The 24,793-nt window shown below is 38.2% G+C and carries 26 protein-coding genes and 2 pseudogenes; 21 read left to right on the plus strand and 7 right to left on the minus strand.

Annotated features, from left to right (window positions below):
* Positions 1-76 precede the first annotated feature (76 nt).
* Together ACN6MY_RS11855 and ACN6MY_RS11860 are read left to right on the plus strand one after the other, a co-directional pair.
* A complete protein-coding gene (locus ACN6MY_RS11855; protein ID WP_419880391.1) occupies positions 77-625 on the plus strand; it encodes a GNAT family N-acetyltransferase in 549 nt (182 codons plus the stop codon).
* Between the two features lie 228 nt (positions 626-853).
* On the plus strand, positions 854-1,222 hold the full coding sequence (locus tag ACN6MY_RS11860; protein WP_419880392.1) for a hypothetical protein: 369 nt from the start codon (positions 854-856) through the stop codon (positions 1,220-1,222).
* Positions 1,223-1,363: 141 nt separating this feature from the next.
* Here the strand turns inward: ACN6MY_RS11860 and ACN6MY_RS11865 are convergent, their stop codons facing one another.
* The 4 genes from ACN6MY_RS11865 to ACN6MY_RS11880 all read right to left on the minus strand — a co-directional run bounded on the left by ACN6MY_RS11865 (position 1,364) and on the right by ACN6MY_RS11880 (position 3,941).
* On the minus strand, positions 1,364-1,660 hold the full coding sequence (locus tag ACN6MY_RS11865; RefSeq protein WP_419880393.1) for a putative quinol monooxygenase: 297 nt from the start codon (positions 1,658-1,660) through the stop codon (positions 1,364-1,366).
* Positions 1,661-1,794: 134 nt separating this feature from the next.
* Positions 1,795-2,433, minus strand: a complete 639-nt coding sequence (locus ACN6MY_RS11870) for a nitroreductase family protein (protein WP_419880394.1) — start codon at positions 2,431-2,433, stop codon at positions 1,795-1,797.
* 33 nt (positions 2,434-2,466) lie between these two features.
* Positions 2,467-2,901, minus strand: coding sequence for a MarR family winged helix-turn-helix transcriptional regulator (locus ACN6MY_RS11875; protein WP_419880395.1), 435 nt, complete (start codon positions 2,899-2,901; stop codon positions 2,467-2,469).
* A 272-nt stretch (positions 2,902-3,173) separates the two neighbouring features.
* Positions 3,174-3,941, minus strand: a complete 768-nt coding sequence (locus ACN6MY_RS11880) for an SDR family NAD(P)-dependent oxidoreductase (protein ID WP_419880396.1) — start codon at positions 3,939-3,941, stop codon at positions 3,174-3,176.
* A 187-nt stretch (positions 3,942-4,128) separates the two neighbouring features.
* Between ACN6MY_RS11880 and ACN6MY_RS11885 the strand changes: the two genes are divergently transcribed.
* From ACN6MY_RS11885 to hxlB, 8 genes are all read left to right on the plus strand, one after another.
* Complete coding sequence (locus ACN6MY_RS11885; protein ID WP_419880397.1) at positions 4,129-4,722, plus strand: kinase; 594 nt, start codon at positions 4,129-4,131, stop codon at positions 4,720-4,722.
* 256 nt (positions 4,723-4,978) lie between these two features.
* The gene (locus ACN6MY_RS11890; protein ID WP_419880398.1) at positions 4,979-5,749 is read left to right on the plus strand and encodes a sugar phosphate isomerase/epimerase family protein; all 771 of its coding nucleotides are present in this window, start codon (positions 4,979-4,981) and stop codon (positions 5,747-5,749) included.
* Positions 5,746-6,705 carry a sugar kinase gene (locus ACN6MY_RS11895; RefSeq protein WP_419880399.1) on the plus strand — a complete coding sequence of 320 codons (960 nt, stop codon included), beginning with the start codon at positions 5,746-5,748 and terminating at the stop codon, positions 6,703-6,705. The genes ACN6MY_RS11890 and ACN6MY_RS11895 overlap by 4 nt, the downstream gene beginning before the upstream one ends.
* Before the next feature lie 4 nt (positions 6,706-6,709).
* Positions 6,710-7,993 carry an MFS transporter gene (locus tag ACN6MY_RS11900; protein ID WP_419884149.1) on the plus strand — a complete coding sequence of 428 codons (1,284 nt, stop codon included), beginning with the start codon at positions 6,710-6,712 and terminating at the stop codon, positions 7,991-7,993.
* A gap of 46 nt (positions 7,994-8,039) precedes the next feature.
* Positions 8,040-8,696 (plus strand): bifunctional 4-hydroxy-2-oxoglutarate aldolase/2-dehydro-3-deoxy-phosphogluconate aldolase, encoded by a 657-nt coding sequence (locus tag ACN6MY_RS11905; RefSeq protein ID WP_419880400.1) that lies wholly within the window; start codon positions 8,040-8,042, stop codon positions 8,694-8,696.
* 179 nt (positions 8,697-8,875) lie between these two features.
* Positions 8,876-9,871 (plus strand): LacI family DNA-binding transcriptional regulator, encoded by a 996-nt coding sequence (locus ACN6MY_RS11910; RefSeq protein ID WP_419880401.1) that lies wholly within the window; start codon positions 8,876-8,878, stop codon positions 9,869-9,871.
* 93 nt (positions 9,872-9,964) lie between these two features.
* Positions 9,965-10,606: a 3-hexulose-6-phosphate synthase gene (gene hxlA / locus ACN6MY_RS11915; RefSeq protein ID WP_419880402.1), complete on the plus strand. Its 642-nt coding sequence runs from the start codon at positions 9,965-9,967 to the stop codon at positions 10,604-10,606.
* On the plus strand, positions 10,599-11,147 hold the full coding sequence (gene hxlB / locus ACN6MY_RS11920; RefSeq protein WP_419880403.1) for a 6-phospho-3-hexuloisomerase: 549 nt from the start codon (positions 10,599-10,601) through the stop codon (positions 11,145-11,147). The genes hxlA and hxlB overlap by 8 nt, the downstream gene beginning before the upstream one ends.
* Before the next feature lie 297 nt (positions 11,148-11,444).
* Here hxlB and ACN6MY_RS11925 read toward each other — a convergent pair whose 3' ends face one another.
* A complete protein-coding gene (locus ACN6MY_RS11925) occupies positions 11,445-11,630 on the minus strand; it encodes a hypothetical protein (RefSeq protein WP_419880404.1) in 186 nt (61 codons plus the stop codon).
* Between the two features lie 1,200 nt (positions 11,631-12,830).
* Between ACN6MY_RS11925 and ACN6MY_RS11930 the strand changes: the two genes are divergently transcribed.
* From ACN6MY_RS11930 to ACN6MY_RS11945, 4 genes and pseudogenes are all read left to right on the plus strand, one after another.
* On the plus strand, positions 12,831-13,616 hold the full coding sequence (locus tag ACN6MY_RS11930; RefSeq protein ID WP_419880405.1) for an SDR family oxidoreductase: 786 nt from the start codon (positions 12,831-12,833) through the stop codon (positions 13,614-13,616).
* A gap of 208 nt (positions 13,617-13,824) precedes the next feature.
* Positions 13,825-13,980, plus strand: a pseudogene (locus ACN6MY_RS11935) (FAD-dependent oxidoreductase); the annotation flags it as partial.
* Positions 13,980-14,084 (plus strand): annotated as a pseudogene (locus tag ACN6MY_RS11940) (VOC family protein); the annotation flags it as partial. The pseudogenes ACN6MY_RS11935 and ACN6MY_RS11940, both read left to right, overlap by 1 nt.
* 876 nt (positions 14,085-14,960) lie before the next feature.
* Positions 14,961-16,319, plus strand: a complete 1,359-nt coding sequence (locus tag ACN6MY_RS11945; RefSeq protein WP_419880406.1) for an IS1182 family transposase — start codon at positions 14,961-14,963, stop codon at positions 16,317-16,319.
* 870 nt (positions 16,320-17,189) lie between these two features.
* Here ACN6MY_RS11945 and ACN6MY_RS11950 read toward each other — a convergent pair.
* Positions 17,190-17,348 (minus strand): YjcZ family sporulation protein, encoded by a 159-nt coding sequence (locus ACN6MY_RS11950; protein WP_419880407.1) that lies wholly within the window; start codon positions 17,346-17,348, stop codon positions 17,190-17,192.
* Positions 17,349-18,452: 1,104 nt separating this feature from the next.
* On the opposite strand from ACN6MY_RS11950, the gene ACN6MY_RS11955 reads away from it, so the two are divergent.
* The 3 genes from ACN6MY_RS11955 (at position 18,453) to ACN6MY_RS11965 (ending at position 20,322) form a co-directional block, all read left to right on the plus strand.
* Positions 18,453-18,551: a phosphotransferase-like protein gene (locus ACN6MY_RS11955; RefSeq protein ID WP_419880408.1), complete on the plus strand. Its 99-nt coding sequence runs from the start codon at positions 18,453-18,455 to the stop codon at positions 18,549-18,551.
* 225 nt (positions 18,552-18,776) lie between these two features.
* Complete coding sequence (locus tag ACN6MY_RS11960; protein ID WP_419880409.1) at positions 18,777-18,926, plus strand: hypothetical protein; 150 nt, start codon at positions 18,777-18,779, stop codon at positions 18,924-18,926.
* Between the two features lie 376 nt (positions 18,927-19,302).
* Positions 19,303-20,322, plus strand: coding sequence for an STAS domain-containing protein (locus ACN6MY_RS11965; RefSeq protein WP_419880410.1), 1,020 nt, complete (start codon positions 19,303-19,305; stop codon positions 20,320-20,322).
* Positions 20,323-20,910: 588 nt separating this feature from the next.
* Here ACN6MY_RS11965 and ACN6MY_RS11970 read toward each other — a convergent pair.
* Positions 20,911-21,462, minus strand: coding sequence for a TetR/AcrR family transcriptional regulator (locus tag ACN6MY_RS11970; protein WP_419880411.1), 552 nt, complete (start codon positions 21,460-21,462; stop codon positions 20,911-20,913).
* A gap of 184 nt (positions 21,463-21,646) precedes the next feature.
* Here ACN6MY_RS11970 and ACN6MY_RS11975 point away from each other — a divergent pair, with 184 nt between their 5' ends.
* The 4 genes from ACN6MY_RS11975 (at position 21,647) to ACN6MY_RS11990 (ending at position 24,704) form a co-directional block, all read left to right on the plus strand.
* Positions 21,647-22,402, plus strand: coding sequence for a carboxymuconolactone decarboxylase family protein (locus ACN6MY_RS11975; RefSeq protein WP_419880412.1), 756 nt, complete (start codon positions 21,647-21,649; stop codon positions 22,400-22,402).
* A 64-nt stretch (positions 22,403-22,466) separates the two neighbouring features.
* Positions 22,467-22,586 carry a hypothetical protein gene (locus ACN6MY_RS11980; protein WP_419880413.1) on the plus strand — a complete coding sequence of 40 codons (120 nt, stop codon included), beginning with the start codon at positions 22,467-22,469 and terminating at the stop codon, positions 22,584-22,586.
* A 43-nt stretch (positions 22,587-22,629) separates the two neighbouring features.
* Entirely contained in the window at positions 22,630-23,493 is an 864-nt protein-coding gene (locus ACN6MY_RS11985) for an aldo/keto reductase (RefSeq protein WP_419880414.1), read from the plus strand.
* Between the two features lie 233 nt (positions 23,494-23,726).
* The gene (locus ACN6MY_RS11990) at positions 23,727-24,704 is read left to right on the plus strand and encodes an aldo/keto reductase (RefSeq protein ID WP_419880415.1); all 978 of its coding nucleotides are present in this window, start codon (positions 23,727-23,729) and stop codon (positions 24,702-24,704) included.
* The last annotated feature ends 89 nt before the right edge of the window (positions 24,705-24,793 follow it).

Genomic DNA, 24,793 nt, shown 5'->3' on the forward strand with positions numbered 1-24,793 from the left:
ATGCAGGCAAACACGGATGGTGCTTATATAAAATTAAAGCAATACTTCTTTTAGCAGACAAGGGGGAAAACTGCCTATGTTTTCGTTTAGGGTAGATAAAGAGATTGAAATAGAGCTATTGCAGCAGCATCATAAAGAAGAATTATACCAGCTTATTGATGAAAACAGAGAGCATCTGAGGAAGTGGCTGCTCTGGGTAGATAAGAGAAAATCAGCAGCGGATTTTGAATCCATCATTCCTATATGGCTTACAAATTATGCAAATAATAATGGATTTGATGCTGGTATCCGATTTCATGGAAAATTAGCCGGCATGATTGGTCTGCAATATATTGACTGGAACAATAAGACAGCGGGCATAGGTTATTTTTTGTCTAAAAATGCACAAGGAAATGGGATTATCACCAAATGCATACAATCTTTAACAAGATATTTATTTGATGAACTGAAGTTAAATCGAATCGAAATACAATGTGCAGCAGGCAACACAAAAAGCATGAAGGTGCCTGAAAGACTCGGATTTACTGCGGAGGGCATAAAAAGGGACGGACAGTGGCTGTATGACCATTATGAGGATATTGTTACCTTTAGTCTGTTAGAAAAGGACTGGAGAAAGATGATGTGAAATTTTAGTTCTGAAACTGTTTCGAAGAACATTCTAGGGTATACATGAGTTTTAAAATACTTGTAATTCAAAATTTAATAATACGGATGTTTATTGAACCAAATTAATCAATAACCTTTTGGTGAAAACTATATATTCCATAATTAACCATATCAAGTTATAATACAGAGATAAGTATCATAACCAATTTATTCATAATAACTGTTTCTCTAAGAAAGGTAAGTGATAATGAAAAATAAATATAATTGGATATCAGCACTAATAATATCGTTGGGCATTATTATTGGAGGTTATTTGGTTTCCGCAAAGCCAAGTATGGTTTCTGTTAATTCACAGACAAAAGAGCAGAATAAGGGGCATTACCTACTTACAATCGAAGAAGCATCTAAGGTTTTAGGTATAACTGTCCCGGAGATGGAGGTCATTTTACATACTGAAAAAAATGAATCTGAACCAAGTGAAAAGATGTCGTATATATACATTGACAAAAAACAGTATTTTACGGCAGCGAGCCTTTTGAAATGGGCCGAAAATGGCATGTCACAGCAGAGAGTATATCAGGGAGGGCGTTTATTTAGGGCCGGAGAGCTTCCATAATCGTATTGATTGACAAATTTCCAAGAGAGGAATCCTGTTGAAAGAATAGTAAACGAAAAGTGCTTTTTAAGGTTAATACAATAAAACTCAGCAGCTGCAAAAGTAATATGCTAATGCAGCTGCTGAGTAATGTTGCTGAATTTATCTTTTTAGGGGCTCTCCGTTAAAAACTTTCACATCTAATGGAGCAGTCAGAAAATTGCCGGCTGCTGCTGTAAAAGATGTAAAATGCGGGCTTTTATTATGGCTTTCAACAGCCTGCGAATCCTGCCATACTTCTACCATTGTAAATACATTTTCTTTTTCTGTGTGCTTGTATAAGTCGTAAGAAATATTTCCTTCCTCGGCTCTTGAAGCATCGATGAGCGGTGAGATTTCTTTTAAGAATTCCTCGTGTTTTGCTGAGTCTATAGTGAATCCTGCGTGAATGATTAACATATTAACATTCCTTTCAGTGTAGCTTACAGCACTGTAGAGAAGTGCTGCAGCTCATTATTCAGCATTATTTCGTGCACATTTCAATTTGTAGCCTGCGCAGCATTTTACAACTGCCGCTAGTTCAGGCTGCTTTTTTATTTCCATTGTGCAACTTTATCAAGCGGAAGGCGGACGGACTGATAGCCTGTTCCTGCTGCTTTGCCGATTGAAATCAGCATTACTGGCACAAAGCGGTCTTTGTCTAATCCAAAAGCTTCGGCAATTTTATCTTTTTCATATCCGCCAATCGGACAAGTATCATATCCATGGGCACGGGCGGCAAGCATTAACTGCATAGATACTAAACCGCCGTCAATTAAAACGGACTCTTTATTAACTTCCGGAGCAAGAGAAGAAAAATGAGCTGTAAGGCTATTCATCATATTTTCTTTAACGTCCTGCGGCATAAATCCCATTTCGACTGCTTTGCTGTATATTTCTTCGGCATAATCAAAGTTGTTAAGATCTCCGAATACTGCGATCATTGCTGAAGATGTTTCAACCTGTGGCTGATTGAAGCGGGCAAGCGGCGCTAATGTCGCTTTTGCTTCCACACTCTCGATGACGAGGAAACGCCATGGCTGCATATTAACAGAGGAAGGAGCAAGAGTCGCTTCTGTAAGGATTTCTTCCATTTCTTCTTTGCTGATTTTTACCGAAGGATCGTAGCTTCTAATGGACCGGCGTCCTGTAATGATTTCTTTAAAGTCGTTGATGTATGTTGTGTTTGTCATTGATGTATTCTCCTTTTATGAAAGTAATTCAGATTAAGACCGGATGTGTTTAATATTATTTTGCATTCGGTTAAGCATATCTAAAAGCTGATTGCATTCTTCGCTTGAGAAACCATCAAGCATTTGAGCTACAAAGTATGCTTTTTCATCACGCATGGAAATAATTTCATTGCGTCCATGATCTGTGAGCTTGACCAATGTGATTCTATTATCATCCGGGTTTCTTCGCCTTGATACCATGCCTGCAGTTTCAAGCTGTTTTAGATGCCTGGTAACGGCGGCACTGTCAATATTGACTTCTTTTTGAAGAGCAGTTTGACTGATTTCGTCAGCCTGGCAAAGCTCGTGCAATAAATCCAGGCGTGACTGGCTTATGCCGGTGCACTTTTCGAATTTTGGGCTAACCTGTTTGTGCAGCTCATGCAAAGCATATAGAATAAGAGCTTTTTCAGAACATGAATCGGCCAAGATATGCCTCCTTTTTAATTTAATATTAGTTGACCTATCAATTGTTGATGGCTCAATTAATATAAATCATTTACTTAAAAAAATCAAGCAGGCAAAATTAATTATTGTTTTGAAAAATTTTCCTGCTGATGAATGGATCGGAAGATGCGTGTTATAGATACCCAGGAATCGCGAGCGGAGGGGAACCGCTGAACCTCCAGCAGAAAGCTGGCAGTGAATCTCGATGTTGGCAGCGTGTGATCAAAGACTTATTTATCGGTTAAATACCTCTGTCAATCCCTATTTGAAGACCTTTCAGCATAATTAAAGAGCGGGTCTTTTAGCTGGAATTCGTAGGTAAGGCCATCTACAATGCCTACCGTCTTTTCACTGTCATGTAAATCAAGCAAGAATCCTGCCATTTCTTTTGATGTGTGATATTTCGGTATCGCACCTTCGTATTGGAAGTCATCTTTATTTAAAGCATGTTTCGCAAATTCTGTTTCCGTTGCAGCAGGAGCAAGGACCTTAGCTTTCAATTTAGCCCCTTGTGACTGAAGTTCCCGGGCAAGTCCTTCTGTAAATGCACTTACATAAAATTTAGTGGCACAATAAGTTACGGCATCGGCAACAATGGTGTATCCCCCTCCAGAAGAAACATTGATAAGCTGTGCACCATCAAAATTTGAATAGTCCCTGACATATAGGGATGACAATATGGTTAAAGATTCAATGTTCAGATGCAGCATGGTCTGTATTTTGTCAAGGTTTTGGTTAGCAATTGATGCAAAATTTCCAAACCCAGCATTATTAACCCAGGTTTCAATTTCATAACGCCGGAGTTTTTCATACAAATCATGAGCATTTTCAGCAACAGACAAATCAGCGGTCATGATGACTACATCTAATGCTGGGTTAAAAGAGGCAATTTCCGATTTTAATTCCTCCAGTTTTTCTTTTCTGCGGGCAATGATAATCAGATTTTTTCCGCGCGCTGCAAATGCTTTAGCACTTTCATAACCAATTCCGGAACTCGCTCCGGTTATAACGATGTATTTCATATCTGTTCCTCCTGATTAATCATAAGTCATTACTAATATAAACTTCTGCTAAAAATATATAAATTAATTTGATTATAAAGTGCTCTGTGATTATTACAGGATCTTAGAAGGGTAGTTTATCTAACCCAATCAGTAAAATTTGATTGTACAAATTAACCTATCAATTAACAAAGGGGAAGAAAGAAAAATGGAAAATGATATCAATATTCTTTGGAAGCAGATAAAAGAAAATCATACAGTAAATCGTTATATCGCTGGAATTGATGGCTTAAGCCGATCTGGCAAAACAACGCTGGTGAATCAATTAAGTCACTATTTGAAAAAGGACAATATTTCATATGTTATTTTTCATATTGACGATCATATTGTGGAAAGAAAAAAGCGGTATAACACAGGAGAAGAAGAGTGGTACGAATATTACAGCCTGCAGTGGGATGTAAAATGGCTGTCACACCATTTTTTCAAAAAACTAAAATCCGCACAGACGCTAAGTCTTCCGTTTTATGATAAAGAAAGGGATCATTGTGAATTTCGCGATATTAATCTCCCAGAGAGATGTGTAATCATTATTGAAGGAGTATTCCTGCAAAGAGAAGAATGGAGAAACCACTTTGATTTACTCGTGTTTCTAGATTGCTCTAAAGAAAAAAGGTTTCTTCGGGAAAATGCGGAAACTCAAAAAAAAACCGAAAAATTTAAAAATAGATACTGGAAAGCTGAAGAACACTATTTAAATACTGAATTTCCAAAAGAAAATGCCGATTTCCTTATTGAGGGATAGGCTTTTTTTTTATAATATATATATTTTAGTTTATACCTCGATAGAATATATTTTCCCCTTCCATATCCTTAATTTACTAAATAACATAACTTGCCTTAACTAAGAGGAGAATACCAGGATTCTCTTTTTAAGTGGATTTTGCTTCAGGTTGATAAATGAACTAAAAGTAAAATAAAAAAATATTTAAAAAGCGCTTACATTATCTATATAATTCAAATAAATCGATTTACTAAACCGGTTTAAAGGGGCAGATCAAATGAGCAATATTATTGTTCATTTGAATGCATTTGAACAATCAGATGTACAAAAGCTGGGACAGCAAGCGTTTATTGAATTTATTGCTGATTCAGGAGCAGATGGAGTGGAAATACGCAGGGAGTTATTGAATTTTGAAAAAGATCCTCCTTTAAAAAAACTTCAGCAGGAAATAAAAAAAAGAAAGCTGATTGCTGTTTATTCGGCTCCAATTTACTTATGGAATGAAGATCAGGTGTTAAATAAAGAACTTTTGACTCAAGTATTTAACGAAGCAGCTGACTTGAATGCAAAATTTTTAAAAGTGTCGCTGGGCCGCTTTAAACCAAGTAAATCAGATTTTCAAAAATTAAACGAAGTGGTTTCAAAGCACATTCCAATTCAATTGCTTATCGAAAATGATCAAACCCTTTATGGAGGGAGGAAAGATTTGTTAGTCCGTTTTTTTGAAAGCGCTTATCAATACGATGTACCTGTCAGAATGACATTTGATACAGGGAATTGGCATTACACGGGTGAAGATGCCGAAGCCGCATTTATCGAGCTTGCCCCTTATGTGTCTTATCTGCATCTTAAATCGGTTGCAGAAAGAAATGGAGTGCTGATAACGGAACCAATTTCTTTGGAAGGAAAAGATTATTGGAATTTCTTAAGGCAATTACCATCAGACATACCAATAGCCCTTGAATTTCCCATAAAGCCAAAAGAAAGAACAAAAGTTTATGTAGATTTTATGAAAAAATCCAACAAAGAAAGCTGGTCATTAGCATGAAGGAATTAGATGTAGTTACCTTTGGAGAAGCTATGGCGATGTTTATTGCTGCAGAAAAAGGCCCGTTGCATGAAGTAAAACAGTTTAATCGTGAACTGGCAGGAGCTGAGACAAATGTAGCTATAGGGCTTGCAAAGCTCGGCCTTCGTGCAGGATGGGCAAGCAAGGTGGGAAGAGATGCCTTTGGGGACTTTATCATTCAGAGACTTAAATCTGAAAGCGTTGACATCAGTTGTGTACTGCCGGATGAAGATCATCCAACTGGATTTCAGATTAAATCCAGAGTTGATGAGGGAAATCCGGAAGTGCAATATTTTAGAAAAGGTTCAGCTGCCAGTTTTCTGGAAAAATCCGATTTTTGCGAAAAGTACTTTAGCAAAGCCAGGCATTTGCATCTGACAGGAATACCGTTAGCCATATCACTAAGCGCCAGGGAATTTTCACATGAAGCGTTATCTTTTATGAAAAAAGAGAAAAACACGATTTCCTTTGATCCTAATCTTCGTCCTTCCTTGTGGAATTCAAAGCAGGAAATGATTGAAGAAATAAACACGATTGCAGTACAAGCGGATTACTTTCTTCCGGGAATTGAAGAAGGGGAAATATTGACAGGGTTCCAGGATCCTGGCGATATAGCAAGCTTTTACTTAGAAAAAGGCGTTAAGCTTGTTGTAATTAAATTAGGCGAAAATGGGGCCTATTATGAATCACTGAAAGAAAAAGGAACAATCCCATCTTTTAAGGCTGATAAGGTGATAGATACAGTGGGTGCGGGAGACGGGTTTGCAGTCGGTGTAATTAGCGGCCTTCTTGAAAATCTATCTGTTTATGAATCTGTATTAAGAGGAAATGCAATTGGTTCGCTGGCTGTGCAATCTCCTGGTGATAATGACGGATATCCCACAAAGAACGAGCTGAAGGATGTATTAAATAAATCATTAATAGGGGGAAGATGAAATGATGCAAAAAAATACTCTTTCTAAAAAAAGATGGCTGCGCCTTATTCCAATTGCTTTTATTACATATAGCCTGGCCTATCTGGATAGGGCCAATTACGGCTTCGGAGCTGCCTCTGGCCTGGCGGCAGATCTGCACATCACCCCAGGCATCTCGTCTTTATTGGGCTCTCTGTTTTTTCTGGGATATTTCTTTTTCCAGGTCCCAGGTGCCTATTATGCTGATAATAAAAGTGCAAAAAAGCTTATCTTTTGGTCATTAATTTTATGGGGCGGATTAGCAACGGCAACAGGACTCGTAACAAATATTAAGCTTTTATTCGTCATCAGGTTTATGCTGGGAGTCGTGGAAAGTGCTGTAATGCCTTCCATGCTCATTTTTTTAAGCCATTGGTTTACAAAAGCAGAAAGATCGCGTGCTAATACGTTTCTTATATTGGGTAATCCTGCAACTGTTTTATGGATGAGTATCTTATCCGGATATTTACTAAACTCCTTTGGCTGGAGATGGATGTTCATCTTTGAAGGGTTTCCAGCACTGATTTGGGCTTTTATATGGTGGAAGGTAGTCCAAGATGAACCGAAAGATGCAAAATGGCTTTCAAGGCAAGAAAAACTGCAGCTTGAAGAGGAGCTGTTAAAAGAACAGCAGGGAATGCAGGAAGTTAAAAATTACCGTGATGCATTTAAATCAAAAACGGTGATCCTGCTCAGTCTGCAATATGCTTTGTGGAGCATCGGTGTTTATGGTTTTGTTATGTGGCTGCCGTCCATCATTAAAGCGGCTCCCAATATGGATATCGTCACAATCGGCTGGTTATCATCCATTCCTTATATCCTGGCTGTGTTATTAATGCTTGGTTCGTCTTATTTCTCTGACAAAACACTTAATCGCCAAGCATTTGTATGGCCGTTTTTATTAATCGGAGCCATTGCTTTTTATGGCTCATATCTAGTTGGAACAAGCAATTTCTGGCTTTCATTTATTTTATTGATAATTGCAGGAGGTGCCATGTACGCTCCTTATGGACCATTCTTTGCCATCATTCCTGAAATCCTTCCGCGGAATGTTGCAGGAGGTGCTATGGCTTTAATCAACAGCATGGGGGCATTAGGCTCATTTCTTGGTTCTTATATTGTGGGATTTCTTAATGGAAGAACCGGGGGATTCGGAGCATCTTATATCTTTATGGCCGGATCCTTGTTTTTATCGGCTTTGCTGACTATCTGGGCATTAAGGGGAGCTAAAACTCCCTCAAAGAAAAAGAATTTTAAAGTAAGCGCTTAATAAATGGAATGCTGTAATAGGGGAAAACAATAAGGAGGCTGCAGAAATGGGAGCAGAGGAAATACGTAAAAGAGCGGTAGTAGCAGTTATAAGAGGTGCTAAACCCGAAAATATTTTACCGATAGCTTCAGCATTGGAGGCTGGGGGAGTTACGGCACTGGAAATCACAATGGAAACACCCAAAGCAATGAAAATAATTGAAAAGCTATGTGAGGAATTCGGCAATAAGCTGCTGATAGGCGCAGGTACTGTTCTTGATGCTTATACAGCCAGAGAAGCCATTTTGGCCGGGTCGCAGTTTGTTTTTTCTCCTTCTTTAAAAAGAGAAACGATTGAAATGGCAAAGAGGTATGGAGTGATCAGTGTTCCAGGTGCATTTACTCCAACGGAAATTCTGAGTGCCTATGAATATGGAGCAGATTTAGTTAAAGTTTTCCCCGCAAATGTTGGGGGGCCAGAATACTTAAAGAGCCTTGCAGGTCCGCTCCCGCATATCCCGCTGATGCCGACAGGAGGGATAAATCTCCTAAATGCGAGTGAGTTCATAAAAGCAGGGGCTGCTGCAATTGGAGCCGGCAGCACATTAGTGGATACAAAAAAAGAAATGACCGATAGATACTTAGAACAAATTTGCCTGAATGCCAAGAGATTTATGCAGGCTGCAAAAAGTGAACCAATTTTTCAAGAAGCTCCTCTAACTTAGGTTTCAATTTTTTTAGTATCTTACTTTTTATGTCCGCAAAAATCTTTTTGCCGGTTCAAGCCAAGCCAACTAGACAATTACCGGGAATCAGGAAAAAGTGAAACTTCCATTGCGGGGGTTTCACTGCCGGTTAAAGTGGGATAAAATGTAACCAGGGATTAATGAAAGAGGAAGATGCAATGAAAAAATCTACCATGGCCGATGTTGCCAAAGAAGCTGGTGTTTCCAAAAGCACTGTTTCACAGTTTTTGAATAAGCGCTATGAATACATGGGAACTGAAACAAAGAAAAAAATTGAGCTGGCTATTGAAAAATTGGAATATCAGCCTAATTATTTAGCAAGGAGCCTCAAACAAAAAAGAACATCCATGATCGGAATTATTGTTGCGAATATCGTACATCGCTTTTCTACAGAAGTCAGCCGTTCGATTGAAGACTATTTTCATGATCATGACATACATGCAATAGTATGCAACGCAGATGATGATCCGGTAAAAGAAAAAAATTATATAGAAATGCTTCGCGCAAAACAAGTTGATGGCTTGATTATCTTTCCGACTGGACAAAATGCCGGTCTTTACAAAGTGATGGAGAAAGAAAGCTATCCGGTAGTATTCATGGATAGATCTGCAGGAGAAATTAACGTGCCTTCTATTGTTACGGATAATAAGAGTTCCGCGTATGAAGCAATCAGGCATTTTATAGAAAGCGGACACCATAAAATAGCTGCAGCCTTTCAGCCATTAACCATTAGCCCCAGAATTGAGCGGCTGGCTGGTTATAAACAAGCCTTACTGGAAGCAGATATTGCCATTAAAGATGAATATATAATAAATGCTCCAATAAAGGAGCTTAAGAAACATTTATCTCTAATGTTTGATCTGCCAGAACCGCCGACAGCTTTATTTGCCGGAAATGATTTGGTTTTCCTTGAAGTGCTGGAATTCCTGCAGGAAAGACGTATTAAAATAGGAAAGGATTTATCACTCATTGTTTTTGATAATATTCCTTTCGCCCATTTGGCAGATCCACCAGTAACAACGATTGCCCAGCCGGCTTATGAAATGGGAAAAAAGGCTGCAGAAATATTATATAAACAGATCAACAAGGAAGATGTGGATCCTGAAACCGTCATTTTCCCAAGCAGCATCATATGGAGGGAATCATCTAAATAGGCAAATGATAGAATTTGCCTGTTTAGGTGTTTTAGGAATCTCCCTGCCTATTTACTAAACCGGTTTACTTTAAAATTAAAGGAGTTATTGATAATGAAACTGCAATTGGCTTTAGACAGACTAACCATAAAGGAAGCCATCCGAATTACCCGATTAGCCGAGGATTCTGTCGATTGGATAGAGGTTGGCACATCTCTTATAAAGGAATTTGGCATAGACAGCATAAAACAGCTGAAAGAAGCTTTTCCCCATAAAATCATTGTTGCAGACTGCAAAACCATAGATAATGCCAGGTATGAGTTTGAAATGTGTTTTGAGGCAGGTGCAGATGTGGCTACTGTAATGGGAGTTTCGCCACAGGTTACCATTGATGCCTGCTTTGACGCAGCCGGCAAATTGAACAAGCGTGTAATGATTGACCTATTAAATACATCTGCAGATCAAAAAGCAGATTTGATGAAATATAAAGACGGGATCTTCTGTCATCATACAAGCCGGGATGAGCTGGAAGAAGGCGGCAGCCCAAATCAGCGGCCACAGCCTGCAGAGTCTTCAGCTGTTACAATCGCTGCTGCAGGCGGTATTACCCCCGAGTCGCTGCCAGCCTTAATGAGAAATCTGAATCCGGCAGTAGCCATTGTTGGTTCAGCCATCACCAAAGCAGAAGATCCCGCAGCTGCTGCAAGACAGTTCAAACGTATTATTGAATCAATGGAGGGTGATGGAAATGAATAAAACAACAATCATATTAAAAGAAATGGATGGAGTGCTTGCTCAAGTTGATCAGCAGAATTTATCTGAAATTGCTAAATTATTAAAGCGCTCGAACAGGATTTTTGTCATTGGCGAAGGACGTTCGGGACTCATGGCAAAATCGTTTGCCATGAGATTAATGCATTTGGGCGCTTCTGTTTTTGTTGTTGGAGAAACGATTACACCTTCCATTGGTGCAGGAGATACACTTGTAGCCGTTTCCGGTTCAGGCACTACTAAAAGTGTAGTATGGACTGCGGAAAAAGCAAAATCAATTAACTGCGAGGTTGTTGGCATTTCAACCAAAAAAGAATCAGGCTTAGGGTTATCTTCAAGCCATCTTGTCCACATCCCTGCTGCGACTAAATTCCGCCGTGAAGGTGAAACGGAAACCATACAGCCTCTTGGTTCATTGTTTGATCAATGTGCCCATATTGTGTTTGATACCATTTGCCTTTTGTATGCAGATTTAAATCACGTCGATAACAGCCAGGCTTTTAAACAGCACAGCAATTTGGAATAAAGGTTTTACATGATTAATATAAACTGGTTACAGGAGGGATGGAAATCATTCCTCTCTTTAAATTTTCAAGTCCAATTTCAAGCCGTCCATCACTCCATATAAAAGTACAAATCAGCGCTGGAAACCTCACTTTCCACAACTCCTAGTATAAAATGGATTCCGAATAAAAACTTAAGTGAAAACTATATTAATAATATTAGTGAGTTTTCAATTTAATTTAACGATTTCTATTTCCTCTTAAGCACTTTATTGGAATTTTTGAAACTCTTGGTGGTAAAAAAATAATCACCATTAGGGTTAACATTTATGATTGTCCATTGAATTGACTGAAAATCCAAAAGTTCCTTCTCTATCTTTAGAAATATAAATCTGCCGAACTCCATACGGTCCTACGTATATAATTTCTAGATCTGAAGCCTCAAGTAAATCATGGTTTCGCTTTGCAATAAATGTTTCCTCTTCATTAGTACCTTTTATGATCATATTGATTACTCCAAATTTTAATTATTGAGTGTGCGTGTTTGTGATTTTTACAATTGGATTGCTTCTACTATTAAAATCCTTTTCTCGCTAGCTAATTCTCTTCGTAATAATCGGCAAAAGGTTTTCTCATGTACCCCTAGCTGTTCTCAAACTTCCCAGTAATAGAGTTGGGATTGTTTAATAAGGTTTCGAATCTCTTGGTTTTCTTTTGCTGTTGTCATCATTATCACTCCTTTGGTTCCATGATAAAGTCTAGGAACCCATCGATTTGCGCAAAGTGAAAGCACGGAAGGAACTATTTTAACATAATTATGTAAATTATTGGAAGCAAGCTCTTTCTATGTCTCACTAACTGTTATTCAAGTTAATGCTAAAATAGCCCTTAAAATAATGAAATATCCCGGCGAAGGGAGTGGTTTGAATAATCCAGCAGTGCTAAGAATTCCTAAGAATTGTTAAGCTTTGTTAAGGTGATGGACTACTTTTTGAGCGAAATGAACAATTAGATATACAGTTTATTGCTGATATAACGGATATGAACCGGTTTTGGGCGGAAATTATGCTGCATAAAAATGTTGATATGAAGAATCGTCTCAAGGTACTACGAGTCCTTCGCAACAATGAACGCTTCAAAGGCTCTCAACCAATTTGGCTGGGGGTCTTTTTTATGTCTGAAAATCAACTTTGTTCACCACATCCCACCACTTTGCACAAATTCAGCTGCTCCTGGTAGCCAAGGGTTTTGTAAAAAAAATCCTTACCAGATCAATATTTGAGATAAACTGGATCATGTGAATTATTTCGAACCCATCCTCTTTCACAAAGCATATTTTCAGCTCTATAGCTATCCGTTCTTTCATCATCTTCATTATAAATAAAGATGTGATGAATTTCGTTTATGTACTCAAATGCATGTACGATGATAAATTTTCAATATTGCAGGTTTATGGGTTACTATCTTCTGTTTGGTTGGGCCATAGGCCTATATTGCAACTGTCAGGCGATATGCTCTTATACGACCGGGTACATATAGACGGTATAGCACTACAGCAGATAAAAAGATATCACCGCCGGTTTTTTTACAGCGACGCCATCATTAATCCTGCAGGAATCGAATGGTAAAGTTGCGCATGTTCGGTTTGCCCTTACTACAATTGGGAACAATAAATTGGCATGCTATTTCGAATGGAGGAATTTAACATGGACAAAACAATTTTCATTACTGGTGCAGGCACCGGGCTGGGCAGAGGCGCAGCAATTGGTCTCGCCAAAAAAGGTCACCGTGTGATTGCCACTACAGAGCTTACTTCTCAAAAAACAGACCTTCTGCGGGAAGCAAATGACCTGGAACTGGATATAGAGGTGATTAAAGTCGATATTACGAACCCTTTGGATCTGGAACAGATAGAGAAGTATGATTTTGACGTATTTGTTGCAAATGCTGCCATTAATGAACGAGGGCCGCTCGGGGAAGTGCCGATGAACCGATTTCGGGCACTCTTTGAGGTAAATGTTTTCGCAACCTTGGAAACAGTACAGATAGCTGCACGTAAGATGGTTCAAAAGGGAAGCGGAAAAATCGTCTTTATGAGTTCAGAATCTGGAATTTTGGCATCTCCATATGGCGGTCCATATGCCGCTACAAAGCACGCGATTGAAGCAATTGCCCATACTCTTCAGTTGGAACTTCAAGGATTTGGAGTAAAAGTTGCCACCATTAACCCTGGTTCCTTCAAGACAGGTTTTAATGATCGCGCGGCAGAAGAGCTATGGAAATGGTACGATGAAGAGAAAAACTTCACGAGAAAAGAGGATATAAAAAAGGCGGAAGAGGGCTTAAACAACCAGTTTGACCCGGAAGATATGATTGCAAAAATGGTAGAAATCATCCCAGCTGACCATCATAAATTCCGGACCGCCTATCCTCAGCAAACCGAGAAACAGATGAAACAAGAAGAACAAAAATGGTGGGAGATGGACATATAGGACGCTTCATCCAGTTTTGGTTAGGCGGGGGGCAGCTGCCCAAAGCCAACGTTTATGTTTACAACACAATTTTAAGCTGGACATGCAAGACATCTTTCCCTTTACCGAGTACACTCCGGTTGTTTTATAATTACCTGGACCATTAGTTATAATATAGGATAGGAATTTATAAAGATATTGGGAGAGAGTATTGCAGTATGAAAAAGGTATGGCAGTTGGGGCTGGCATTCTTGGGGCATCAATAGCTTATCAGTTAGCAAAAATGGGTGTTGAGGTTCTAATTATTGATCGCAAAGATAAAGGACAGGCTACGGATGCAGCTACAGGCATTATTTGCCTGTGGGTATCACAGCGGCGCAATCAAACAAAAACGTTACAGTCGGAGAAATTGTAAATATGCCTTCAGGTAGAGTCTTTAATTTTGCAGATAGTGAAAATAATTACTTTGCTGTAATGGAAAAAAAGTGAATTTATATTCAATTTACGAGAGTGATGCTTAATTAAAGGCATCGCTTTTTTGCTTGTTTGATTTAAGAAACATATTGTGAAGATTTACACTTAAAGTAACTTTACTTGAAGAAGTCAAATAAAAAAGCCGGTTCCTTAACGAACAGGGAATTCGACTTTTTTATGTTTGAATTTGCTTAGCGTACAAAATTTCCGAAATGTTGGCGATACCCCAGTCTGGAGATAAACAAAGATTAACACCCGCACAACGATTAGGGCTTACAGATAAAGTTTTTGATATTAAAGATATAATATATTTACGTTAACTCATAATAGGGAAAGGTCGAAACAATGAAAAATAAATGGGTGAAGAAATTAAAACCTTTTTTTGATAATAGCAATAGTTCTTTTCGGTCTTTATCTTTCGGGTAGTTATATACTTGATAAACTATTTGGAGATATGTGTGGAAACGAGATTGTTCAAAAGTTACGGTCACCGAATGAAGATAAAGTAGCTTATATTTTTCAGCGAGATTGTGGTGCTACAACAGGAACATCCTAATCCTATCAGTTATCACTTTTTGATGTCGATGAGGAGCTACCGAATAAATCTGGAAAACATTTGTTTCAGATAACCAATTTCAAATCAAATGGATTACCAACGATAAATTACAAGTGAATTATAAGAAGTCCTCAGAGACATATGAAATGGATAAAAGTGTGAATTGGACTAAGATTGAATATATGGGGATTAAATGAGCAACATTTAAAACATTTTCATACCAAAAGAGCATCGAAAATCGATGCTCTCAGACTGTAGACAAACCCGAAAAAGCGGGTTTGCCTACAGTCTTCTTTGTTTTAAAATAGAGGTAATCCAATCTTGAGGTGATGACCATGCTTTCTAAACATAATTCCATTCAACGAGATCAAATCGAAATGGTTGCTTTAGACCAACTGGTGCCTGCGGACCATCTAGTTCGTAAAATAGAGGCGGCCATTGATTTCTCTTTTATTTACGATTTGGTGAAAGATATGTATTCAGACATCGGCCGCCCAAGTATTGATCCAGTTATCCTAATAAAGTTAACATTCATTCAATATACTTTTGGTATTCGCTCCATGCGTAAGACGATAGAAGAAATCGAGACCAACATGGCCTATCGCTGGTTCTTGGGTTACGGTTTTCATGATAAAGTGCCGCACTTCTCTACATTTGGGAAAAACTACGAACGCCGTTTTAAGGACACAGAGCTGTTTGAACAGATTTTTTATCGTGTTTTAAAGACGGCCATGGAAAAAAAGCTAATTAGTGCAGAGCACGTTTTCGTTGACTCTACGCATGTGAAAGCGAGCGCGAACAAGCGCAAATTTGAAAAGAAAGTCGTTCGAAAAGAAACACGCGCTTATCAAGAACGTCTGCAAGAGGAAATCAATCAAGACCGTGAAGATCACGGGAAAAAGCCCTTCCCTCCTGATAAATTTAATAAAGAAGAATCCAAAGAAATCAAAGAAAGTACAACGGATCCAGAAAGCGGGTATTACGTAAAAGATGAACGGACCAAGCAGTTTGCCTACTCCTTTCATGCAGCCTCGGATCGAAACGGATTTGTCCTCAGTACGATTGTAACACCGGGTAATACACATGACAGTCATATGTTTGAACCGTTAGTGGAACAAGTTGTTGAACATGTTGGAAAGCCAGAAGCTGTTGCGGCAGATGCCGCTTATAAAACACCTGCGATTACGAATTACCTGCTAGAAAACAAGATGACACCTGCTTTGCCGTATACACGACCACGTACGAAAGAAGGATTCTTTCGTAAGCACGAGTATGTGTATGATGAACACTATGATTGTTACCTATGCCCGGCGGGAGAGGTCTTGAAATACTCGACAACCAATAAAGAGGGCTATCGCGAGTACAAATCGCCGAAGCACATCTGTGCAGCATGTCCTTTTTTGGCACAGTGTACAGAAAGCAAAGACCATCAAAAAGTGGTGACACGCCATGTTTGGCAAGCCTATATGGAAGAAACTGAGCACCTACGGCATCACCAAGAAGTAAAAACCGTCTATGCGAAACGTAAAGAAACCATTGAACGTGTATTCGCAGACGCAAAAGAAAAGCATGGCATGCGTTGGACAACGTTAAGGGGACTTAAAAAATTGTCGATGCAGGCGATGCTTACTTTCGCTGCCATGAACGCAAAGAAGATAGCAAACTGGACTTGGGTAGGTCCCGAAAGGGCCTAAGCAACACCTGGTAGGGGTCATTTTTTACCTAGATTGAGTAAAAACTAAAGGAAAATCAAAAAGGGGGTACGGAATGCGACCATTCCGTACCCCCTTTGTCGACAATCTGAGAGCATCGAAAATCGATGCTCTTTTTGCGTTTTAACTTTTTTTAGTGTCGAAGCATTTGTTGGAACTGGTGCGAAAATAGGTGTTTTTATTACAAAACTCCCCGTAAAGAGAACCCGTTAATTAATTATGGAGTTCCCTTATTCATTACAGGACTTTTCGTTTGTAGTTGACATGTAATGGGAAATAAGCGGAGCAAGGCAGCTGGTTTTACAGTTGCCCATACGTAAAGGTGAATGCCTTGCTCTCGATACTATATTCACCATACCAAGGAATTGCTAAAAATTAGAACCAAAAAGAAAAGAAAAACTGTTTTGGATGGTAAGGAGGAAGCCATCAACAACAGTAAAGAAACAAAAAAGGTGAAAGAGAGAAAGCTGTATAAGCAAGTGTATACGGAGATGTTTCAAACCATTCAAGATACTCTCATAAAAAGAATAAATACAGTTTTCATTATTGTCTTTGGTTCTTATGCAAAAAACAATACACATTAAGACAGTGATATCGATGTTGCTTTCTACAGTGAAGATGAAACACTTACTACATATGAAGTTTTTCAAATGGCACAAGAATTAGCGGATACCCTGAATAAATACTCATTACCATTCTTAAAGTAATGACTCACTTTGGGTAGATACATGGTTTTTTTCCATATTTATGTTACTTAATCCGTTTTTGTATTGGTTAGGAATTCCTTTTTGGAGCAACAAAAAGGAGCCCCAACAATAAGGACTCCTTTTTGTTAATGCCTTTGGGGAAGTATTAGTAACCGCCGTAGCCGTAACCGCCTCCGCCAAAGCCTCCACCGCCGAAACCGCCGGCACAACTACATCCAACAATGATTAGGAGGATAAACAGAACAACCACAAAGGCAAAACCGCCTCCGCCGCCGTATCCACCAACTCCAGCTCCATCTGACATTTCAAATCCCCCTTTTATTTCGGGAGGGTATTACATGGGTAGGTTCATATTATGCTTGAATTAATGAAATGACACTCCTTTTCAATGAAATTGGTTAAAGCAATAAATTGATTCGAAATTTCCTTGTTGAACCAAGTGCTGAAGGCATTCTCAATCCAGCAAGTGGGTTCGCGTGCCTCCCCTTATCGAGCTCACCATAGGCGTGTTGAATGGGTTTTCCCAAGGCATGTGAAGTTAGGCAAAACCTAACAAAAAGATAGGTACATGGGAATTTCCAATTATATATGAGTGCATTTACAGATCTATCCTAATTTAGGAGGAGAAGCTTTTCATGATATACATATTTATATACACTAAAATTCCTTCCTGATTCCGACCAACTAACTTTATTCCAATTACTGTAATAAAAATGGAAAGTCAAATATTAGGTGAAGAAAAAAAGAGCCCAGGATTAAGGCTCTTTTTTTCCTTGAAGGTAATACATGCGTTTTTAACTCTGGTGTTCTAACTTATTATGTGCAAACAAAAGAGGAATATTCGCAGTTCTGAAATTTGTAGCCAGAGCTTCATGACAGAAAGTAGAAAATCGTATATCAAACCTAACAATAAAAAAATCAAAATAACGTTTTCGAATAACATCTTCAAAAGTAAGCTAGAACTAAATTTGAATAGTGTTGGTCTTTTCATTGATGCGTGGAGTAAGGATTCTTATACCCAATATAGTTTTTATTACATCATTACTTTTTTACCAATTATATAGAATGAAGAAAATTTAGGAACTTACAAATTGTATTTTAAACTTGATGGGGAGGGACTATTGAGGCAGCCCTTTTATTTTTGTTTATTATGGACGCAAAAAGGAGTTAAAGGCTATAAAAAACAAACGCGATTTGCATATAATGAATACTTCAAATTTATTATTCTGCATAGAGCGTGTTATATTTGAATAACAACAACGAATTAACATTACCCCAATTCAAAATGTGAAAATCTCTTTAAGTAATGGACGTCTATTCTGAATTAACTCATCTGTGAAATAGCGTTAAGGTGTACCTTACGACATAAGAAACCCTTAAGAATATACTCAAAAGAGAGGTTAAAGAAATGGTAGACGTAAATATTCTGAATGGTGAATCGAGTTCCGGGAAAACCACTATCGCAAAGTATCTTCAGAATTCATTGCCATCGTCATGGCGAAATTAAAGATGAACGAGCTACTAATGCACAGGATGGATTTATCGCTTTTGATTCCTTTTTATTGTAAGCCACTCAAAGATGATAGATAGGGTAAAATGAATTACGAGGAATAATTAATGAACGAATTGATAATACACGCTGATAAAGTAATAAGGTTTACTTCGGTAAAATAAGGTATATTATATTTGTTGAATAGATTCTCTTTAAAGACAAGAAAAGTAGGTGAACAAATTGGGAAAATATCAATTGGATACCAAAGGTAAGGTAGCTGTGACAAAGTATCATGAAAAACAGACGCCTGCCAAATTTGATAAAAAGCAGCAACTTGAAAAAATACGCGCGGAGTATTTGAAAAAGAAGCAACAACAAACAGACAAATAATATGAATGAAAACATAGGAAGACTAAAATCTCCCTATTTTTTTCTTATTCGAAGTTCTTTTTTCAATTGATGATAGAGTTTGTTATTCCCATAAATTTCAGATTCGGTGACAAAAACTCGTCATCAGATATCCATTCCTCACTAAAAATTTCAGTAGCAGAATCAATAGAGCAGCCGTCATTTTGGATACTTTTCAAGAATGTGAAGAATTCTACTTAAAGTAACTGAGTGCGTTTGTTTAAGAAGATAGAGCTGCTTTCGGCAACCTATTTTGTTTTGTCCATACCAAATGCAGGCGGCTTTAATTTTATAATTAATATCATAATGCTATAATAATTCTGTTAAGTAAACCAAATATATTATAGGAGAATTTTAAATGAATCATAATACTAACATTAATATTGGCGGGCTAGATTTTGGCTGGGATTTAGATAAAGGGAAATTTACTTTTGAGGGAGAAGACGCGGTCTTATTCTGGATTTCAAGTGCAATGAAAACCTTTTTTGATACCATTGAGGAAATTTCGGGAGAAGAGGCTACCCAACTTGTGTTTGAGACTACTGGTTATCGTCAGGGGCTTGTGGTTGGTGAATATTTTGAAAGGATGAAGCAATTAAGCGTAATTGAAGCAGCAAAAAGGATTACCAATACATATGCGTCAGCAGGCTGGGGAAGAACAGAGATCAGGGAACTTGATTTTCAATCCAAAACGCTTATTGCAGAAATTAAAGACAGCTGGGAATATAAGATTAACTTAGCTCAGGGGAAAAAACAGAGCGGTTTATATTTAGCGGCTCATTATGCGGGGATTTTCACTGGTTTATTTGGTACGAAGATCTGGTATAGAATTGTGCAAGACCAACTAGAAGGGCATGAATACAGCATTATTGAATATTACCCATCCGATATAACAGTAACAGATAATATCCATGATTTATCGAGGAAGAAAGAGTCGGAACAGATAAAGCAGCTTGAGGTAATGGTTGAACAAAAGACAAAGGAATTAAGGGATTTAGTTAAACAATTATCCTCCCCGGTTATCCCTGTATTAGAAGGCATTGTGGTTGTTCCTCTTCTTGGGAAATATGATGAAGAACGATCTGAAGATTTAATAGCTAATACGCTGTTTAACCTCCCTCAATACCAAGCAAACTTTTTAGTACTAGATCTAACTGGTTTAGATATGGAAGTAAGTCAGTATACTGCCAACTTTATCGAAAAAATTGGAGCAGCTGCTTCTTTAATTGGTATTAAGACTATATTGGTAGGGATTTCTGCAGAATTGGGTATCACCCTAACTCAATCCGGAATTAACCTTTCAAAATTTGAATGCTTCAGAACCCTCCAGCATGGTATTCACTATGCTTTAGCTGAGGCAGGAAAGTCTATTGTATAAAGTAATTAAGACAAGATGAAACCTCTTGTCAGCTTGTGGAGAAAGCCCTTATTTTATTCTCCACAAGCTTTTTTATGGCTAGAACCTCCATCATATCGTCATCTAAAAAAAGATCGCCACATACCAGCCTAACTAGGCTAGTGCCCTAATTCCTCTGCCAATTTACTCTTATTAATTTTCATTTTCAAATGCTCCATGATCTGTTTAATTTTTGGTAAGTCAGAAAGACTCTTAATCTCAAAATCAACCTCGACATTTAATGATAGATACATAGCTAGTCACCTCATGACTAGTATGTATAACGAAAGCAAATATGTACATTTTTATTCAAGCGTTACTGAACATATTTAAAATAGCATTTCTACAAGGCGCTCAGAGTATGGTGTTGTCATTGCAAAAATGCATAATCGCCTGCTGGGATATATTCAGGATTCCTACCTGAATTTAAATGAGGTCTTTTTGGCGGATCACATTATCCGATTGTCTCTTTGATTTGAAGTTTGGATGATGCAGATCTTTATCAAAGGAAAAGTAGAAGTTACTATACCCTGACTGTTTTTAAAATCAAGCGCCTGCTCCCGAAAGGAATTATAAATTCCTGTCTAACAAAATCCCTAGCTGTACTGCTATTACACGAGGTGGACAAGGCATCCCTTTTGTGATCCACCATTCCACAATTCCTACAAAGGATGTAACAATAAATTGAAGTATAACCTCTTCATTCAATTCTCGATTTATCACTTTTGTAGTGTCAATATCATTTTTCATTTCTTCGATGAGAAGCTCTTGGAACCGACTACGAAAAGCAGACGCTTTACTACTTGATAACAACGTTGAAAAGAATGAATAGTTGCTCTCAAAGTATTCGAACCAGCCTACATTCGAATCTACAAAATCTAAATCCATTTCTACTGATGATTCGCACAATACCCTTAGTTTATTAATATGTTCATCAATGATTTTATCCAGTAAATCAAACTTATCCAAGTAATGAAGATAGATGGTCCCTCGGTTTACATTTGCCCTATCTGCAATATTTTGAATTGTAATGTCATCAAAATTTTTTTCAATCATTAGTTCGATAACAGCCTTTTTGATGGCTTCTTGGCTTTTAGTTATTCTTCTATCCACTTTTGCCATTAATTGAACACCAAACTTTCCTAAGAATAATAAACATTTCAGATTGTTTTGTTGAATAATCAACAAAAAGCATTCATTTAACCATTGTAAGCATCCTTTTTCTTTTTATAATTATAGACAGATGTTGATTAATCAAACAATATTTAATTTTTTTTAGGTTTTAAATCCAAGAAGGAGGTTATTTATGAATCGTATTGAAAAGAGTAAGGAAAAGTGCAAACATCTATTTGGCGGTAGAGAACCTGCCGCATATACTACCGACCCTGATTTTCATGACATTCTAAGACGCTTCATTTTTGGAGAAGTTTTCTATCAGGGAAATCTGGATGACAAACAGCGTGAACTTATCACGGTGGTCGTGCTTACAACGAACCAAACGTTGCAGCAACTCAAAGCACATGTAGCTGCTGGACTGAACGTTGGACTGACACCTGTAGAAATTAAAGAGGCCGTTTATCAGTGTGCTCCATACATCGGATTTCCTAAAACATTAAACGCCATCAATGAAGTCAATGAGGTTTTCAAAGCAATGAATATTACTTTACCAGTTGAATGCCAAAAGACTGTAGATGAAGAAAATCGCTTTGACAAAGGACTATCCGTACAGGTGGGGATTTTTGGTGATATCATTGCGAAAATGCAAGAGAGTGCCCCATTCAATCAAAAGCATATGCAGGAATACCTTTCCGCATTTTGCTTCGGAGATTTCTACACTCGCGAGGGACTTGATTTGAAAACACGGGAGTTATTGACACTTTGTATTATCAGTACGCTGGGTGGTTGTGAAAGCCAAGTAAAGTCCCATGTGGTTGGTAACAAAAATGTAGGCAATGACAAGGAAACGTTGATCACCGCCATCACTCACTGCCTCCCATATATGGGCTTTCCGAGAACACTAAACGCATTAGCTTGCATCAATGAAATTATTCCAGAAAATTAAGAGAGTAAAATAGGCGAAGCCACATATTATTGTAAAAACTTTTACCGGAAGGACCGAAGAACAAATGAAAGAACTTACTGATAAGATTGTCAAAGCTGTTATGGATACAATAAACGCTGGAGAGTCAAGCATCTATATTTCATTTGAAGAAAGTTCTAATGAGATGGGAAAAACAAGTATTTAAGACAAGGACTATAAAAAATATAACAATTCAAGGAGACAAAAGCATGTTTAACGAATCTTACAAATTATCAAATGGTGTAAAAATTCCAAAATTAGGTCTTGGTACCTGGCTCCTTGACGATGCACAGACAGCACAGGCAGTGTGTTATGCGGTATCTATCGGATATCGTCATATTGATACTGCCCAGGCTTATATGAATGAAGCTGGTGTAGGCGAAGGAATCCGTTCTTGCGGTATCGCAAGAGAAGAACTTTTCATCACGACAAAGGTTGCTGCAGAAGCAAAGACCTATGATGCAGTTACGCAGTCCATTGATGAGTCTTTAGCAAAGATGGGGCTGGATTACATTGATCTTCTGATTATCCACAGCCCGCAGCCTTGGATGGAGTTCCGAGAGGGGCACCGCTACTTCGAGGAAAACAAAGAAGTATGGAAAGCAATGGAGGATGCTTATAGATCAGGCAAGGTAAAGGCAATCGGTCTTTCTAACTTCCTACAGGATGATGTAGAGAATATTGTAGCAAGCTGTGAGATCAAGCCTATGGTAAATCAGGTATTGGCACATGTGAGCAATACTCCTTTGGAACTAATTGAATTCTGTCAGAAGAATGACATCCTGGTAGAGGCATATTCACCAATTGCACACGGTGCAGTCCTCGATCATGCAGAGGTAAAGGTAATGGCTGATAAGTATGGAGTATCTGTTGCTCAGCTTTGCCTGCGTTATGATATCCAGCTTGGTCTTGTAGTAATTCCTAAGACGGCAAATCCGAATCACATGAGAAACAATGCAGATCTTGATTTTGCTATAAGCGATGCAGATATGGAGACTTTGAAGAATGTAGAGCATATCAAGAATTATGGTGAGCATAGCTTCTTCCCGGTATTTGGCGGGAAATTAAAATAAACCAGTAATGAATGAGGACGGACAGACCCTCCTTGTAACACAAGGTCGTGTCTACTATAAGGAATGGGGACAGGAAGCAAGAGAACTCCATCCGGGCGATATTGAATATTGCAGATGGCCATTTATTATGGAGAACGATTAGGCCGATGGTGAACTTTGGATGAAGTATGTAACAAAACTTGATTAACCTTCATTTAACAAAAGAACGAATAAATTTTGGAGGTACATTATTTATGGAATACCGTACAGTAGGAAAAACAGGAATTCAGGTTTCAAATTTATGTTTTGGTGCAATGTCTTTTGGCGGAGATGCTGACGAAGAAACATCTAAAGCCATGTATAAACGTTGTCGGGAAGCTGGTATCAACTTCTTCGATACTGCCGATGTTTATGGGCGTTCTGAGGAAATTTTAGGTGAATGCATTGCACATGAGCGTGATTCAATAGTCTTGACATCAAAAGTGTTTTGGAACACGGGTGCTGATGTGAATGATATAGGCTTGTCCCGAAAACATATGATGAAAGGTATTGAAAATAGCCTACGTCGCTTAAAGACGGATTATATCGATTTTTATTTCGTCCATGATTTTGATGAACAAACTCCAATGGAGGAAACACTGCGGACACTCGATGACTTACAGCGTCAAGGAAAGATTCTTTACCCAGCAGTAAGCAATTGGGCAGCGTGGCAAATCACAAAAGCATTAGGAATTTCTGCGAAAGAGCAACTTGCTCGTTTTGAATTAATCCAACCTATGTATAATCTCGTAAAACGCCAATCAGAAGTTGAAATTATGCCTTTGGCGAAGTCTGAACAAATCGGAGTCATTACTTATAGCCCACTTGGAGGTGGACTTCTTACTGGGAAATATGGATTGAATAAACGTCCTGAGAAGGGGCGCCTTGTAGAGAATGCCCGCTACCAAGACCGTTACGGAGCCAATGAAGATTATGTTACAGCTGAAGAGTTCACTAATTATGCACAAGAACATGATGTGAAACCTTCCACCTTAGCAGTTGCATGGGTAATGGCTAATCCAGTTGTTACTTCTCCTATCATAGGAGCGCGTAATTTAAGCCAATTAGAAGATTCCTTGGCTGCTGCCGATTTTAGAATGACAGATGAAATGTATGAAGAAATTTCTAATTTATCAAGAACACCTTCGCCTGCAACAGATCGAACAGAAGTATTGACTGGTAGATGGAGCTAAGATAAAAGGAATTGATCAATACAGTGTCGAAATGAACTCCCTAATAGCTATCGATGTGAACATGACTCCAAAAGGGTGTGCTGGATTAT

This window comes from Peribacillus sp. B-H-3 (assembly GCF_048572925.1).
GTDB lineage: Bacteria > Bacillota > Bacilli > Bacillales > DSM-1321 > Peribacillus.

Excerpts from the sequence above, each read along its gene's own strand:
- ACN6MY_RS11855 (WP_419880391.1), top strand. The coding sequence starts at position 77 with ATGTTTTCGTTTAGGGTAGATAAAGAGATTGAAATAGAGCTATTGCAG.
- ACN6MY_RS11970 (WP_419880411.1), bottom strand. The coding sequence starts at position 21,462 with ATGGCAAAAGTGGATAGAAGAATAACTAAAAGCCAAGAAGCCATCAAA.
- ACN6MY_RS11870 (WP_419880394.1), bottom strand. The coding sequence starts at position 2,433 with ATGACAAACACAACATACATCAACGACTTTAAAGAAATCATTACAGGA.
- ACN6MY_RS11950 (WP_419880407.1), bottom strand. The coding sequence starts at position 17,348 with ATGTCAGATGGAGCTGGAGTTGGTGGATACGGCGGCGGAGGCGGTTTT.
- ACN6MY_RS11865 (WP_419880393.1), bottom strand. The coding sequence starts at position 1,660 with ATGTTAATCATTCACGCAGGATTCACTATAGACTCAGCAAAACACGAG.
- ACN6MY_RS11890 (WP_419880398.1), top strand. The coding sequence starts at position 4,979 with ATGAGCAATATTATTGTTCATTTGAATGCATTTGAACAATCAGATGTA.
- ACN6MY_RS11885 (WP_419880397.1), top strand. The coding sequence starts at position 4,129 with ATGGAAAATGATATCAATATTCTTTGGAAGCAGATAAAAGAAAATCAT.
- ACN6MY_RS11990 (WP_419880415.1), top strand. The coding sequence starts at position 23,727 with ATGGAATACCGTACAGTAGGAAAAACAGGAATTCAGGTTTCAAATTTA.
- ACN6MY_RS11930 (WP_419880405.1), top strand. The coding sequence starts at position 12,831 with ATGGACAAAACAATTTTCATTACTGGTGCAGGCACCGGGCTGGGCAGA.
- ACN6MY_RS11880 (WP_419880396.1), bottom strand. The coding sequence starts at position 3,941 with ATGAAATACATCGTTATAACCGGAGCGAGTTCCGGAATTGGTTATGAA.
- ACN6MY_RS11945 (WP_419880406.1), top strand. The coding sequence starts at position 14,961 with ATGCTTTCTAAACATAATTCCATTCAACGAGATCAAATCGAAATGGTT.
- hxlB (WP_419880403.1), top strand. The coding sequence starts at position 10,599 with ATGAATAAAACAACAATCATATTAAAAGAAATGGATGGAGTGCTTGCT.
- ACN6MY_RS11925 (WP_419880404.1), bottom strand. The coding sequence starts at position 11,630 with ATGATCATAAAAGGTACTAATGAAGAGGAAACATTTATTGCAAAGCGA.
- ACN6MY_RS11985 (WP_419880414.1), top strand. The coding sequence starts at position 22,630 with ATGTTTAACGAATCTTACAAATTATCAAATGGTGTAAAAATTCCAAAA.
- hxlA (WP_419880402.1), top strand. The coding sequence starts at position 9,965 with ATGAAACTGCAATTGGCTTTAGACAGACTAACCATAAAGGAAGCCATC.
- ACN6MY_RS11955 (WP_419880408.1), top strand. The coding sequence starts at position 18,453 with ATGGTAGACGTAAATATTCTGAATGGTGAATCGAGTTCCGGGAAAACC.
- ACN6MY_RS11975 (WP_419880412.1), top strand. The coding sequence starts at position 21,647 with ATGAATCGTATTGAAAAGAGTAAGGAAAAGTGCAAACATCTATTTGGC.
- ACN6MY_RS11895 (WP_419880399.1), top strand. The coding sequence starts at position 5,746 with ATGAAGGAATTAGATGTAGTTACCTTTGGAGAAGCTATGGCGATGTTT.
- ACN6MY_RS11905 (WP_419880400.1), top strand. The coding sequence starts at position 8,040 with ATGGGAGCAGAGGAAATACGTAAAAGAGCGGTAGTAGCAGTTATAAGA.
- ACN6MY_RS11910 (WP_419880401.1), top strand. The coding sequence starts at position 8,876 with ATGAAAAAATCTACCATGGCCGATGTTGCCAAAGAAGCTGGTGTTTCC.
- ACN6MY_RS11860 (WP_419880392.1), top strand. The coding sequence starts at position 854 with ATGAAAAATAAATATAATTGGATATCAGCACTAATAATATCGTTGGGC.
- ACN6MY_RS11900 (WP_419884149.1), top strand. The coding sequence starts at position 6,710 with ATGCAAAAAAATACTCTTTCTAAAAAAAGATGGCTGCGCCTTATTCCA.
- ACN6MY_RS11980 (WP_419880413.1), top strand. The coding sequence starts at position 22,467 with ATGAAAGAACTTACTGATAAGATTGTCAAAGCTGTTATGGATACAATA.
- ACN6MY_RS11965 (WP_419880410.1), top strand. The coding sequence starts at position 19,303 with ATGAATCATAATACTAACATTAATATTGGCGGGCTAGATTTTGGCTGG.